General features: G+C 61.9%; 14 protein-coding genes. 7 read left to right on the top strand and 7 right to left on the bottom strand.

Going from position 1 to position 12,586, the window contains the following annotated elements; all coding sequences use genetic code 11:
* The first annotated feature begins 146 nt into the window (after positions 1-146).
* Positions 147-548: a hypothetical protein gene (locus P3T25_RS04785; protein ID WP_154561757.1), complete on the top strand. Its 402-nt coding sequence runs from the start codon at positions 147-149 to the stop codon at positions 546-548.
* A gap of 14 nt (positions 549-562) precedes the next feature.
* On the opposite strand, the gene P3T25_RS04780 is transcribed toward P3T25_RS04785, so the two are convergent.
* The 3 genes from P3T25_RS04780 to P3T25_RS04770 all read right to left on the bottom strand — a co-directional run bounded on the left by P3T25_RS04780 (position 563) and on the right by P3T25_RS04770 (position 3,570).
* Entirely contained in the window at positions 563-1,348 is a 786-nt protein-coding gene (locus P3T25_RS04780) for an alpha/beta fold hydrolase (protein ID WP_154561869.1), read from the bottom strand.
* Between the two features lie 318 nt (positions 1,349-1,666).
* Positions 1,667-2,719, bottom strand: coding sequence for a rod shape-determining protein (locus P3T25_RS04775; protein ID WP_429357610.1), 1,053 nt, complete (start codon positions 2,717-2,719; stop codon positions 1,667-1,669).
* Positions 2,720-2,910: 191 nt separating this feature from the next.
* Positions 2,911-3,570, bottom strand: coding sequence for an alpha/beta hydrolase (locus tag P3T25_RS04770; protein WP_154561753.1), 660 nt, complete (start codon positions 3,568-3,570; stop codon positions 2,911-2,913).
* A gap of 250 nt (positions 3,571-3,820) precedes the next feature.
* On the opposite strand from P3T25_RS04770, the gene P3T25_RS04765 reads away from it, so the two are divergent.
* A complete protein-coding gene (locus P3T25_RS04765) occupies positions 3,821-5,404 on the top strand; it encodes a DHA2 family efflux MFS transporter permease subunit (RefSeq protein ID WP_171929507.1) in 1,584 nt (527 codons plus the stop codon).
* 41 nt (positions 5,405-5,445) lie between these two features.
* Here the strand turns inward: P3T25_RS04765 and P3T25_RS04760 are convergent, their stop codons facing one another.
* Positions 5,446-6,198, bottom strand: a complete 753-nt coding sequence (locus P3T25_RS04760) for an AraC family transcriptional regulator (protein ID WP_171929508.1) — start codon at positions 6,196-6,198, stop codon at positions 5,446-5,448.
* A 149-nt stretch (positions 6,199-6,347) separates the two neighbouring features.
* Here P3T25_RS04760 and P3T25_RS04755 point away from each other — a divergent pair, with 149 nt between their 5' ends.
* On the top strand, positions 6,348-7,262 hold the full coding sequence (locus P3T25_RS04755; RefSeq protein WP_171929509.1) for a glutaminase: 915 nt from the start codon (positions 6,348-6,350) through the stop codon (positions 7,260-7,262).
* Between the two features lie 90 nt (positions 7,263-7,352).
* Here the strand turns inward: P3T25_RS04755 and P3T25_RS04750 are convergent, their stop codons facing one another.
* Entirely contained in the window at positions 7,353-8,222 is an 870-nt protein-coding gene (locus tag P3T25_RS04750) for an NmrA family NAD(P)-binding protein (RefSeq protein WP_429357609.1), read from the bottom strand.
* Positions 8,223-8,435: 213 nt separating this feature from the next.
* On the opposite strand from P3T25_RS04750, the gene P3T25_RS04745 reads away from it, so the two are divergent.
* Complete coding sequence (locus tag P3T25_RS04745) at positions 8,436-9,446, top strand: PadR family transcriptional regulator (protein WP_429357691.1); 1,011 nt, start codon at positions 8,436-8,438, stop codon at positions 9,444-9,446.
* 82 nt (positions 9,447-9,528) lie between these two features.
* Positions 9,529-10,353, top strand: a complete 825-nt coding sequence (locus P3T25_RS04740; RefSeq protein WP_429357608.1) for a siderophore-interacting protein — start codon at positions 9,529-9,531, stop codon at positions 10,351-10,353.
* Between the two features lie 235 nt (positions 10,354-10,588).
* Here P3T25_RS04740 and P3T25_RS04735 read toward each other — a convergent pair whose 3' ends face one another.
* Together P3T25_RS04735 and P3T25_RS04730 are read right to left on the bottom strand one after the other, a co-directional pair.
* A complete protein-coding gene (locus P3T25_RS04735) occupies positions 10,589-11,071 on the bottom strand; it encodes a hypothetical protein (RefSeq protein WP_429357607.1) in 483 nt (160 codons plus the stop codon).
* 556 nt (positions 11,072-11,627) lie between these two features.
* Positions 11,628-11,762: an entericidin A/B family lipoprotein gene (locus P3T25_RS04730; protein ID WP_154565978.1), complete on the bottom strand. Its 135-nt coding sequence runs from the start codon at positions 11,760-11,762 to the stop codon at positions 11,628-11,630.
* Between P3T25_RS04730 and P3T25_RS04725 the strand changes: the two genes are divergently transcribed.
* Both P3T25_RS04725 and P3T25_RS04720 read left to right on the top strand, forming a co-directional pair.
* A complete protein-coding gene (locus P3T25_RS04725; protein WP_429357606.1) occupies positions 11,701-12,234 on the top strand; it encodes an SOS response-associated peptidase family protein in 534 nt (177 codons plus the stop codon). The genes P3T25_RS04730 and P3T25_RS04725 overlap by 62 nt on opposite strands.
* Positions 12,158-12,478 carry an SOS response-associated peptidase family protein gene (locus tag P3T25_RS04720; RefSeq protein ID WP_429357690.1) on the top strand — a complete coding sequence of 107 codons (321 nt, stop codon included), beginning with the start codon at positions 12,158-12,160 and terminating at the stop codon, positions 12,476-12,478. The genes P3T25_RS04725 and P3T25_RS04720 overlap by 77 nt, the downstream gene beginning before the upstream one ends.
* The last annotated feature ends 108 nt before the right edge of the window (positions 12,479-12,586 follow it).

Here is a 12,586-nt window from a genome sequence, read left to right as displayed (position 1 = left end):
TGTTTTGCGGCCGTCAGGCTGCACAAGCGACGCTGCTCTGCGATACTGAATCCGTGTTTTGCTTCCCCTGCGAACACATCGCTGTCTTTGGCCCGCCGTTCTACGGCGGGCCTTTTTAATCAGCCAGAAGAACAAGGAAGGACCAGATGAACGCCTCACTCGAAACACTGTTTCCGGATCACGTCCATACCGAAGACAACATCGTCACCGCGCTGAATCATCAGGATATCGTCGTGGCGTTGTCAGCAGCGTTGAAGACGCAAGACGTGGCGGTGCTGCATATGCTTTACCCGCGTACCGATGCGCGCACCCATCGCAGTCTCGATACGCTGGTGGATGTTTTGCACGGCCATGGCCTGCATGAAGTCGCGGATCTGATCGCGCAGGAAGCGCACTATCTGCTGTTCAAAGACCCGGTGAAGGCATGGAAGGCCTTCCACGAAATTCGCAACGATTCGCTCGCGATCGGCGTGCATCTGTACTACCACGGCCTCGTCGGCGAAGCCGCGGAACGCGCGCTCGATAAAGACGCGCATCGCAAGGCCTGAACTGCACCGGCAATTCAAACGTCCACTGAGCGAATGAACTCGTCGACGTAACGATTGAATGCTGCCGGATGCGCGAGATTCATCCCGTGCGAGGCGCCGCGCACCGTTTCGCGGCGTGTATCCGGCAGCCATGTTTGCAGGGCCGTCGCCGTGCGGCGGAACATGTCGGGACTCTTTTCTCCGTCGATCAGCAGCACCGGGCAGCGCACCTCGGCCGCCTGCTCGGGTAGGTAAGCCGGCAACGGGTCGCGGAATTGACGCGCGAGCGTGTGTGCGTTGTCAGTCGCCATCTTGCGAAAACCCGGCGTGCTCATCGCCCAGAAACCAGGGCGGCTCACCGAATCGACGAACAGTTGCAAGCCCGCTTCCACCTCACCTGTTTCGATCAACTGCGCGGCTTTTGCGCGCAATGCGTTCACGGTCTCCGGCAAACTCGCGGGCGGTCGCCCGGCAATCTGCAACGGTCCGCCAGGGTCGGCGAGCGTCAACGTGCGCACGTACTGCGGATGGCGCCGGGCGAAATGAAAGGCCACACACCCGCCGCGAGAATGACCCACCACGTGCGCCGGCCCGGCACCGAAACGATCGATGAATTCGGCCACGTCATCCGCATGTTCGCTCCAGCTAAACGGCTGGTCGGGCTCGGTATCCGTCACCGGCCAGTAATGCGTGAGACTCACCGTGACGCAGCGGTATTGCTTCGCCAGACCCGCGAGTTGTGGCTGCCAATAGCGGTAATCGCACAGCGAGCCATGCACGAACAGCAGCAGTTCACCTTCCCCGGCTTCCACATAGGGCATGCGCAAGCCGCTATGCAGTTCGATAAAGGACGGGGATGCGGGAGAGGAAGAAGCGGAAACGGATTGATTCACAGGTGGTTCACGAACGGCGCGGCAACGGCTGAAACCATCAGCGGTGCCGGCTAGAAAAGGATTTGAAGAAGAAAGCGTGTTCGCGTCCCTGAATTTGGGACAAGGGGCGTATTGTCACACAGCCATTCAATATGCGCCGAGGCTCGTTCGGCGTGCGTGTCGCGCCTTATATGCCGAGCGCCTCGCGAGCCGCGCGCCGTGCCCGAAGGGTCATGCCACCTGCAACGCGGGACGTCCCGCATCAAATCATTCGTAGGCGGTATCGTCGAGCAAACCGGCGGAGGCCGCCGCGCCCGCGCCACGCACCGCGCAAGTGAGCGGTTCATCGGCGACGCGGACCTCGAGCCCGAGTTCATTGGTCAGGCGGCGCCCCAGATTGCCGAGCAGCGCGCCACCGCCGGTCAACACGATGCCGCTGTGCGCAATATCGGTCACCAGTTCGGCCGGCGCCGTTTCAAGCGCACGTTTCACCGCGCCGATCACCTGACGCAGCGGACCCTCGATCGCATCGGCGACATCGTGATTGCTCAACTGAACCGTGCGCGGCAAGCCGTCGTCGACGCTGCGCCCGGTCGCGTTCATATGCTCGATCGGCACCTCGCGCAAGGCCGAACCGATGCCCTTCTTGACGTGTTCGGCGGTTTGTTCGCCGAGCAGCACGCCATACAGATTGCGCACGTAACTGACGATCGCCATGTCGAAACTGTCGCCGCCCACGCGAATCGAGCCGCTATACGCGAGGCCGCCGAGCGAGATCACGCCGACCTCGGTCGTGCCACCGCCGATGTCGACCACCATCGAGCCAGTCGCCTCCGAAACCGGCAGGCCCGCGCCGACCGCCGACGCCAGCGATTCGCCGATCAGACTGACCTTCCAAGCGCCGGCTGCCACCGCGGCTTCCTTGATCGCGCGACGCTCGACCTGGGTGGCGCCAGCCGGCACGCACAGGGTGAATGCGGCGCGCCGGCTGAACAGCGGCCGCGGCCGGGCCATGTCGACGAATTGCCGGATCATCTGTTCGGCAGCGGAAAAGTTGGCGATCACGCCGTGCCGCATCGGCCGTATGGCTTCGACGTTGCCCGGCGCGCGGCCGAGCAACTGGCGCGCTTCGGTGCCCACGGCCGTCACGCGTTTTTGCCCGGCGGCCGACTCTTTCTGGAAAGCCACGACGGACGGCTCGTTCAGCACGATGCCGCCGTTGTCGGTATAGATGAGGGTATTGGCCGTGCCGAGGTCCACCGCCACGGAATGACGGAACAGTCGATCGAAAAGCGGGTAATACGGCGTCGGTCTGGCCATAGGAAGGCTCTGATGTGTCGTTATCCGCCCTTGCAGGGCAATATGGAAAATGCGCCCCCGGTCACCCGAACCGCGTGGCACGCCCAGATGGGCGTTGCGCGGTCCGCGCGGCGGGAGTGATTTTCATGCTAATGAGCAGTTAACGGCAAGCAGATCAGAATCTTTAGGGCCACTTTTCAATTGGGACCGTGTCAGTCGCGCGACAAAGCGCCGAGCGCATGCTCCAGCGCCTGCTTGCCGAGTTCGACGCCGTCCGCGTTAATCGTGTGGCCAATGCCGGGCAAGGCGTACGCATCGACCGTGTAGCCGGCGTTGCTGAAGGCATCCGCAGCGTATTCCAGTTCCTGTACCGGGATCACTTCGTCTTCTTCGCCGTGCACGAGCGTGAGCGGCGTACCGTTCTGCGCGACGATCACCGAGGCGAGCCGCCCCGAAAATGCGACGACGGCCGCAGCGCCTTCCGCGCTAGTCGCCACGTGATGCATCGCCATGATGGAGCCTTGCGAGAAACCGACCAATGCAAGCCGATCGAAAGAAAGCTGCCAGTGCGCCAGTTCCACCTCGAGCATGTGCCGCAATGCCGGATAGGCGGCGGCCACACGCGCCTCGCGATTGCCCTCGTTGACATCGCGCAGGCTGAACCACTGGCGGCCGCCAAAGCCGCCGTCGAAAGCGTCAGTGCCGTCGAGCGAGACAAACGCCACGTCCGGCAGACTCTCGCTCCAGATGTCCGCGAGCGGCATCAGATCGCGCGCATTGCTGCCCACGCCGTGCATCAGCACCACGAGTGCCTTGGCCGGCGTGATCGCCGGCGCGCGCCGCCAGCCGTGTTCGAATTGCTCCCAAGCCATATTCAATTCCTCTCTCTGTACCCGCCGTACTTTCGGTTTCACCGCGCGTGGTGTCGCTCCATGCGGCCTCAGGCGGGAGCATACGCTGCCGGATTCAGTTCTGTCGCCCGATCTGCATGGCTCGACGACGCCAAAACGCGAATACAGGTATGCTTTTTTGCGAGCATTCGAGGGACCGCCCAGCTCATTGCCCGGGTGGTGAATAGAAAGCCGTGCAGAACGTCCGTCGCATCGCCATCCGGAGAATCGTTTGAGCCAGCCCTCTTCCGCGCCCGCCGCTGCCCCGCCTGCACCACCTACACCACCGCCTCTGCAAGGCGGCAAACTGGTTCTGGCGACCATCGCCGTTGCGCTCGCCACTTTCATGAACGTGCTCGACACGTCGATTGCAAACGTTGCGATCCCAACCATTTCGGGCAATCTCGGCGTCTCGGTCGATGAAGGCACGTGGGTCATCACGGTGTTCGCCGCGGCCAATGCCGTCTCGATTCCGCTGACCGGCTGGCTCACGCAACGCATCGGCCAGGTCAAGCTGTTCGTCGGCGCGATTCTGATGTTCGTGCTGGCTTCGTGGTTGTGCGGCATTGCGCCCACGCTGCCGATCCTGCTGGTCGCCCGGGTGTTCCAGGGCGCGGTGGCCGGGCCGCTGATCCCGCTCTCGCAAGCGATTCTGCTCGGCTCGTATCCCAAGGAGAAATCGTCGACCGCGCTCGCGCTATGGGCCATGACGGCCACTGTCGGCCCGATTGCCGGCCCCGCGCTCGGCGGCTGGATCACGGATAGCTACAGTTGGTCGTGGATCTTCTACATCAACATTCCGGTCGGCATTTTCGCCGCCGGCGTGACGTGGATGATCTATCGCACCCGCGAGTCGGCAACCCGCAAGCCACCCATCGACGTGGTCGGACTCGGCCTGCTGGTTACATGGGTCGCGTCGCTGCAGATCATGCTCGACAAGGGCAAGGACCTCGACTGGTTTTCGTCGCCGGTGATCGTGATTCTCGGCATCACCGCGGTGATCAGTTTCGCGTTTTTCCTTGTGTGGGAATTGACTGAAGAAAACCCGATCGTCGATTTACGGTTGTTCCAGCAGCGCAATTTTCTCGGCGGCACGATTGCAATTTCAGTGGCATACGGCGTGTTTTTCGGCAACCTGGTGCTGCTGCCGCAATGGATGCAGGAGTATCTGAACTATCGTTCCGTGGATGCCGGCCTCGTCACCGCGCCGCTCGGCGTCTTCGCGGTGCTGCTCGCGCCGGTGATGGGCCGCGTGCTGCCGCGCTCGGATGCGCGCATCATCGCCACGCTCGCATTTATCGGCTTTGCGATCGTGTTTTATATGCGCTCGAAGTACGTGATCGAAATCGACACGTGGCACCTCGTTCTCCCCACGCTGCTGCAAGGCATTCCGATGGCGCTGTTCTTCGTGCCGCTGACGGCGATCATTCTGTCCGGCCAGCCGCCGAACAAGATTCCGGCGGCCGCCGGCCTGTCGAATTTCGCGCGGGTGTTTTGCGGCGCGGTGGGCACCTCGATCGCCGGCAACGAGTGGAACAACCGCACGGTGCTGCACCATGAACGGCTTACCGAGCAGGCTACGGTGAACAACCCGCTGTTTAACCAGCAAATCGATTCGACACAGTCGTTGCTGCATCTGAATACGCAATCGTCGCACGCGCTGTTCGATTTCACGGTGAATACTCAGGCCGCGATGATGGGCCTGAACGACATCTTCTTTGTGTCGGCGATCATTTTCATTCTGATCATTCCGCTGATCTGGATTACGAAACCGGCCAAGGGCGGCGGCGGAGCGGCCGCGTCGGGCGCGCACTGATCGCGGTGTTTTTCGGCGCTGCCTCAACGGAGTTAACGGAGTCAGCGGAAATAGCGGGCGGGCGTGTCGCCGAAGGCATCCCGGAACACCGCGATAAACGAGGACACATCGTTGTAGCCAACTTCGAGCGCCACCTGCGTGACGCTCGCCCCGGCGCCGAGGTGCTCCAGTGCCACCAGCAATCGCAGTTGCTGCCGCCACTGGCCGAAGGTCTGCCCGGTCTCCTTGACGAAAAGGCGTGCCGCCGTGCGAGCGGTAACGCCGGCGGCCCGGGCCAGATCGTCGAGCACCGCCGGTTCCGCCGGGTTAGCGCTCAGCGCTTCGGCGATCCGCTGGATCCGTGGATCTTGTGGCCAGTGCAACGCCAGAGGGGCCGTGGGCAACCCCGACAGGCGGTCCAGCAAGACTTGCAGAAGACGCTCGGCGGGTTCGTCGAACGGTTTGTCGTACGGTAGTTCTGCTGCGGCACCCAGCAAAGCTTCCGCCAGAGGGTCGAGCGCCAGGGCAACGCTTTGCGCGGGTAGCGGCGCAGCGTCCGCATCGGCATACAGCGAATGGAGTTGCACCGGCTCGGCGGCCGACAGGTAATGCTGCACGTTCGCCATCAGCCAGAGCGCGTGCCCCGTTGGCACGACCCATCGTGAGGTTTCGGTGCGCACGGTCAGCACGCCGGCGCTCACGTGGATCAGCCGCGCGCGACGGTAGGCGCGCCACGGTTCGTCCAGCACGTTGTAACGCTCATCGACCACGAATACCGGACGCGCGACGCCGTCCGGATCGAAGGCTTGCGTCATGAAATGTCTGTTTTACCCGGTTACTGTAAGAAACACAGTAAGACTAGCATAGCCTTCGCGAAACGCTGTTCGAACCCGGCGCGCCTTGCCGCATGAACAATTTGCGCCAGGTTGCCAGTAGAATCGCGGCTTCAAACGGTCCGAGCCCAATGAACTACGCATCCATCCTCGAACATATTCATCGCGATCTCCAGCCTTTTCTGGGCACCGGCAAGGTCGCTGATTACATTCCCGAGCTGGCAAAAGTCCCGGCCAACAGCTTTGGCATGGCGATCGTCACGCCGTCCGGCGAGGTCTTCCGCATCGGCCAGGCCGATACACGCTTTTCGATTCAGAGTATCTCCAAGTTGTTCGCCTGCACCATGGCTTTCCGGCTGCTCGGCGACGAACTGTGGCAGCGCGTCGGCCGCGAACCGTCGGGCACGCCGTTCAATTCGCTGGTGCAGCTTGAAGCAGAGCAAGGCAAGCCGCGCAACCCGTTTATCAACGCTGGGGCACTGGTCGTCACCGATGTGCTGTGCCGCCGCTTCGTGCGTGCCGAGACGGCGCTGGTGGAGTTTATGCGGCGGCTGACCGGTGAGATCACGATCGACTACGATTCGCGCGTCGCGCAGTCAGAGCTTCAACATGCAGACCGCAACCAGGCGATGGCGCATTTCATCGCGAGCTTCGGCAACATGGACATGCCCGTCCACGCGGTGGTCGAGGCGTATTGCCGGCAATGCGCGATTTCGATGAGCTGTGTCGAGCTGGCCAAGGCTGCGTTGTTTCTGAGTAATGGAGGCGTTGTGCCTTCGACCGGGGAACGCATCCTCGACAGCAGTTCGACCAAGCGTTTGTCGGCCCTGATGCTAACCTGCGGCACCTACGACGCTGCCGGCGACTTCGTCTTTCGTGTCGGCTTGCCGGCGAAGAGCGGCGTGGGTGGTGGCATCGTCGCGATACTGCCGGGCGAGATGGCGGTCTGCGTGTGGTCGCCCGGGCTCGACGCGAACGGCAACTCACTTGCCGGCGCGAAGGCACTGGAATTGTTGACCACGATTACTGGGCGGTCGATTTTTTGATTCTTTGTCACCACCGCAGTTGCCGCGTGGCGCGCTTACCGGATGTTCTCCATCCTCGTCATGCCACCACCGCCCCCATCGGCCGACCTCCTAGCCCGCCCGCTCAACCAACTCCGCCAACACCGTCTGATAACCGGTGCTGCCAATCACCCGCTCATTAACGCCGCCTTCGAAATCGATCCACCCTGAATTGAAGCCGTCGATCATCTCGATGCGCGGCACAGGCCACGCCGTGCCTTGCGACTGGAACAGCGCCTCCCACTGATCGTGCGGCACAGCCTGAGCCATCACCGAGCATCCAAGCACGCCGCCCAGCATCGCGGCGATCTCGTTTTGCTTATAGCGCTGCGGCCCTTCCATCTCGATCACGCGGCGCCCCTGCCACGACTGAGTCAGCGTTTCAGCGATCACCCGGCCGATATCCGCGGTTGCAATCATCGGATACGCACGATCGAGCGGTTGCAGGAAGCTCGACATCACACCCGTCTCGCGCGCCGGCGCGATATCCCACAGCGAATTCTCCATAAACCACGCGGGCCGCAAAATTGCCGTCGGAATCTGCAGGTCCGCAAGTGCTTCCTCAAGAATATGCACCTGCGCAATGAGACCGAGACCCGACTCGCGCTGCCCGCCGATCGACGAGAGCGCCGCGACGCGCTGCGGCCTCGCCGTCACCAGCGCCTCTTTCAGCGCCGCCACCGCCGCGCGAGCGTTCGGATAGCCCGGCTGCGGCGCGAAATTCGGCGCCACCATCACGAAGGCGCCCGCCGTACCGCTAAACGCCGCGGCGAGTGCATCCGCGTCTTCGAAGGACGCGATCGCCACTTCGGCGCCCCGCTCAACCCACTCCGCCGCCTTCTTTTTGTCGCGTAAGACAGCGCGCACTGCGTGTCCCGCGTCCAATAACGCGCGTGCTGCCGCGCCGCCCACCTTCCCTGTCACACCGGTGATTGCATACATCTTCATCGCTCCTTGAACACGGTCAATACCGTTCTGAGCGTGATTCTCGGCGTTTCCCGATGATTTCACGAGAGCATGAATGTCATTTGCTTAATGACTCAGTGGCATTAAAAGCCCAATCCGAGCCACAGCGGTGCAAAAAATGAGTTTGACAAACTATCTTTAGATATATATCTTACGACACATCTTGAGACACAAATGGGAGTCCCCAGCATGCGTCATCACCATCGTTTTTCCCGTTCGCGTGGCGCGGACGAAGGTTTCTTCGCAGGGCATGACCGCCCGTCGCTGCATGCGCTTTGGCATGCCTTCGCCCGTCATTACGAGTTCCGCGGCGAGCGCGGCGGCGAACAACGCGGCGAAGACTTCGAACGCCGTCATGGCGGCCGCGGCGACTGGCACGAGTTTCATCGCGAAGAGCGTAGCCGCGGCGACCGGCACGAGTTCCACGGCAACGAGCGTAGCCATGGCCGCCACGGCGGACGCAATGACCACAGCGACCGCGACGGTTTCGGTCACGGTCACCGCTCCGGCCATCACGGCTACGACCGCTTCTCGCTTCACGCACTGTGGCACGCAATCGGCCGCCATGACGACTACCGCGGCGGCGGTCGCGGCGGACGCTTCGGCGGCGGTGGCCCGGGCGGCTTCGGCGGCGACGGCGACGGTTTTCCGCGCGGCCGCAAATTCAGCTCCGACGATCTGCAATTGCTGCTGCTCTCGATGATCAACGCGCAGCCGAGCCACGGCTACGAGCTGATCAAGGCGCTCGAAACGCGCTCGAACGGCTTCTACAGTCCGAGCCCGGGCATGGTCTATCCGGCGCTCACGTATCTGGAAGAACTCGGCTACGTGACCGTGCAACTCGAAGGCAATCGCAAGCGTTACGAACTGTCGGAAGCGGGCCGCGAGTACCTGGCCATCAACCGCGACCGCGTCGAATTGATGCTCGCCAAACTGTCGCATATCGCCCGCAAGATGGATTCCGTGCGCCGCGCGTTTGCCGGCGAGGAGCCCGCCGACATCAGCGAAGGCGGCTGGCTGCCCGAACTGAGCGAAGCACGTCGCGCGCTAAAGCATGCGCTCCTGCGCCGTGACAACGTGCCGGCCGCCGAACAGCGCCGCATCGCCGCGATCCTGATGCGTGCGGCGAATGAAATCGAAGGCGAAGGCAATCCCGGCAGCGATCAAGGCGGTAATCAAGGCAGCAAACCGGCCGCTTGAGATCGCGCTATCCAACACCCGCGTTCGAAGGTGCCCATGCGCACCTTCGCGCGCGAATCAAACCAACAGGAGTGGCACCCTTATGCTGACAAACGACAACCGAGCCGATCTGGCAGTCCACCGCGTGCGGCATCCGCTGAAGTTCCGTCTGTTGCAGGTCAAAAAGGTCCAAGCGCTGAACCCGCATCTGATTCGCGTGACCTTCACGGGCGAGGATCTGCACGACTTCGTCTCCGCTTCGTTCGACGATCACATCAAAGTGTTCTTCCCCGAACCCGGCGCCGACAAGCCCGTACTGCCAGAAGCCGGCCCTGACGGCCCCGTGTTTCCCGAGGGCCAGCGGCCGATTGCCCGCGATTTCACGCCGCGCCGCTTCGACGCTGAAGCGCGCGAACTGGACATCGAGTTCGCCATGCACAAGGCCGGCCCGGCTGCAACGTGGGCGGCGCAAGCCAAAGTGGGCCAGTACCTCGGTATCGGCGGCCCGCGCGGCTCGCTGGTGATACCGACGGGCTTCGACTGGCATCTGCTGATCGGCGACGACACCGCGCTGCCGGCAATTGCTCGCCGCCTGGAAGAGTTGCCTGCCGGCACACGCGTCGCGGCGGTGATCGAAGTGGCCGATCCGTCGGCACAGATCGAATTCGCAACGCAGGCCGAATTGCACATGGTCTGGCGCCATCGCAGCGAATCGGACTATCGCGGCGAGACGTTGCTGCAAGCGGTACGCGAAATCTACTTGCCCGAAGACGGTGAAGGCTATGTATGGGCCGCCGGCGAATCCGCGACGATGCGTGCAGTGCGCTACCACCTGTGCACGGAACGTGGCGTCGACAAGTCGCGCATTCGCGCGGCCAGCTACTGGAAACAGGGCGCCGAAGCGGTACATGAATCGCTCGACGACTGACTGTCCGCAGCATGCGCGCAACGAACTGCGCGAGCCTTGCAAGCGGCGTGCGTCGAACAAAAACAAGGAATTGACCGATGTATTCAATTAGCACAAAGCACGAGCGACGTTTGCTGTGGCTGCTTGCGCTGACGCAGTTCACCATCAGGTTTTCTCCTGGTCAGAGGGTGTCAACTTAGGACGGGAAAGCCCGGTGGCAAAGGATCCCGCCACGGATTTGGTGAGGTTGACACTCTCATACGGTCTGCAACCTCATATGGCCGGTCTGCCGCGATAACGGGGAGTTAGCAGTACCAGCGAGAAAAGCTCGGAGTCGCCTTTCCGCTTCGAGTACCTTGTGCAGAGGCACGCTTTCAAGCTGAGCATCATAGAGCGCGAGCAGCGCCTCAAAGTCGCTGATTGCCTCAGGTGCGAGTCGCCACTCCCCCGTCTCATGAGCGCACGCCAAGGTAGTCTCAACCGCGCACTCGGTAATCTTGAACTGCTCCGCCGGCTGATGGCCGTAGCCGGCGCGCTGCAAATACCAACCGAGGTACACCGCACGCATGAGTTCGTTGACTAGATGGCCATTCCCATGGCCGTCGCGACACGCCACCAGTGCAAGATGACAGGACAGGGACCGTTCGCGCGCCGAGGCGCGATCCATCGGCAGCAGGAGTGCCTTTGTCAGCGGCTTGCGGGTTCGCCCAACTAGAGACTTGTTTCGCTTGGAGGACATGTTTTCGAAAAGCTGGCGCCACTTGAAGACCGCTGGATTATACCGAAGCCGTGCAAACTGCAGCCCTCTGTAGCGTCAACCAAAGCCCGAGTTCGACCGAGGTGAAATGGACCCTGCCTTCCCTTTGGGGACGCAGGGTTCTACAGGAACGTAGAGGCCCTCCAGAACCGATTGGCATCAATGGGCCAGAGTGGAGTTTCGACGCGTCCACTTGCGGAATGGAGAGCCCGAATGAATGCTACGGCATACGGACTGGATGTCGCAAAGCAGATCTGATAAACGGAGCAAACCATGAATGCGAGGGAAGTCAGGTGAACTGAAGTTGAAGGAAGCGCAGAATCGGCGACATTACACCGGGTGACATCCACATCCTTGTTGCCCGGGGCAGCGATGCGGATACGGCGGCAATCGAACTCACGGCACAATAAGACGATCACCGAGCGCAATTGAAAACGCGGCACCATCACGGCGCCGCGTCTGCTGCGATGATTGGCAGCGAATGGGCTTGTTGACCTCGGCTCTTGACTTCGCTGGCGCGCTCCCTCAGCTGGCTCCCTTACTTGGGCTCTTGTGCCTCATTCTTGATCGCCTGGCCGCCCTTCGAAATGTCCTGGCCTGCGCCCGCCATCGTGCTGCAGCCCGCGAGAACCGCGGTACCGGCAATCAGCATCCATGCAATCAATCGAATCATTATCTTCCCCTTGTTCAAATCAGGATCGGAGCAGATTAATTTTAGACGATTTTGCTGTCGGTGCTGCCTGCTTGGCCTGTCGGCATCCCCTCTTTCGACCGACATCGGCCAATCCCTCGAACCGCTCGACATCTATTCGCCGACGTGGAACGCCGTGCCGGGCACTCGACAACTCGTCATTTACCCCGACTGCATCATTCGTAGTCTCAATTGGGGTTGTCGTCCTCCCGGGTCCGTCCCCCTGTTTCTCCCCAAAATCGTCACCTCACGCGCGGAAAATGTCGCATACAGCCCGTTTCTGAAAACTCTCTGGCGCTCGGGCCGTGTGATTGTGCCTGCGGACTCCTGGTACGAGTGGATCGGGACAGACGACGGTGTGAGGCACACCCTATGCGATATTGCCGAAAAGGTCGGGGCCACTGTTCCTCGCCGGGGTGGCCATCCTGCAACCAGACAACGAAGCACACGATGATGACGGGTTCATCGTCATCACAACAGCGGCCAGATCAGGCCTGTTCGATGTGCATGGCAGGAGTCTATTGATATTCGCGGCTGACGCCGCCCGCAAGTGGCTGGACCCAGCGACATCCGCTCGGGAGGTCGAAGATGTCGCGCGCAGCGCGGCAGTGCCCGCCGAAGAATTCGAGTGGTTTCCGGTTAGTCCGTCAGTCAACCGCGTTGGGAACGACGGTGCGGAATTAGTCAAACCAGTTTGACGGGCGCGTCATCAAGAGAAAAGACTGCCCGGGCGGCTGCTTTGAAGCGCAGTTAGCGTCGCGAAGTCGTCCGGGTTTCGCTCACCGACTCACTATGGTCGATGCACA

The organism is Paraburkholderia sp. GAS32 (assembly GCF_050434225.1).
Taxonomy (GTDB): Bacteria; Pseudomonadota; Gammaproteobacteria; order Burkholderiales; family Burkholderiaceae; genus Paraburkholderia; species Paraburkholderia madseniana.
Note: the sequence above shows the minus strand (reverse complement) of the source record. Positions and strands in the feature narration are given on the sequence as shown.

Excerpts from the sequence above, each read along its gene's own strand:
- P3T25_RS04755 (WP_171929509.1), top strand. The coding sequence starts at position 6,348 with ATGAACTACGCATCCATCCTCGAACATATTCATCGCGATCTCCAGCCT.
- P3T25_RS04770 (WP_154561753.1), bottom strand. The coding sequence starts at position 3,570 with ATGGCTTGGGAGCAATTCGAACACGGCTGGCGGCGCGCGCCGGCGATC.
- P3T25_RS04730 (WP_154565978.1), bottom strand. The coding sequence starts at position 11,762 with ATGATTCGATTGATTGCATGGATGCTGATTGCCGGTACCGCGGTTCTC.
- P3T25_RS04750 (WP_429357609.1), bottom strand. The coding sequence starts at position 8,222 with ATGTATGCAATCACCGGTGTGACAGGGAAGGTGGGCGGCGCGGCAGCA.
- P3T25_RS04775 (WP_429357610.1), bottom strand. The coding sequence starts at position 2,719 with ATGGCCAGACCGACGCCGTATTACCCGCTTTTCGATCGACTGTTCCGT.
- P3T25_RS04780 (WP_154561869.1), bottom strand. The coding sequence starts at position 1,348 with ATGCCCTATGTGGAAGCCGGGGAAGGTGAACTGCTGCTGTTCGTGCAT.
- P3T25_RS04785 (WP_154561757.1), top strand. The coding sequence starts at position 147 with ATGAACGCCTCACTCGAAACACTGTTTCCGGATCACGTCCATACCGAA.
- P3T25_RS04745 (WP_429357691.1), top strand. The coding sequence starts at position 8,436 with ATGCGTCATCACCATCGTTTTTCCCGTTCGCGTGGCGCGGACGAAGGT.
- P3T25_RS04760 (WP_171929508.1), bottom strand. The coding sequence starts at position 6,198 with ATGACGCAAGCCTTCGATCCGGACGGCGTCGCGCGTCCGGTATTCGTG.
- P3T25_RS04740 (WP_429357608.1), top strand. The coding sequence starts at position 9,529 with ATGCTGACAAACGACAACCGAGCCGATCTGGCAGTCCACCGCGTGCGG.
- P3T25_RS04735 (WP_429357607.1), bottom strand. The coding sequence starts at position 11,071 with ATGTCCTCCAAGCGAAACAAGTCTCTAGTTGGGCGAACCCGCAAGCCG.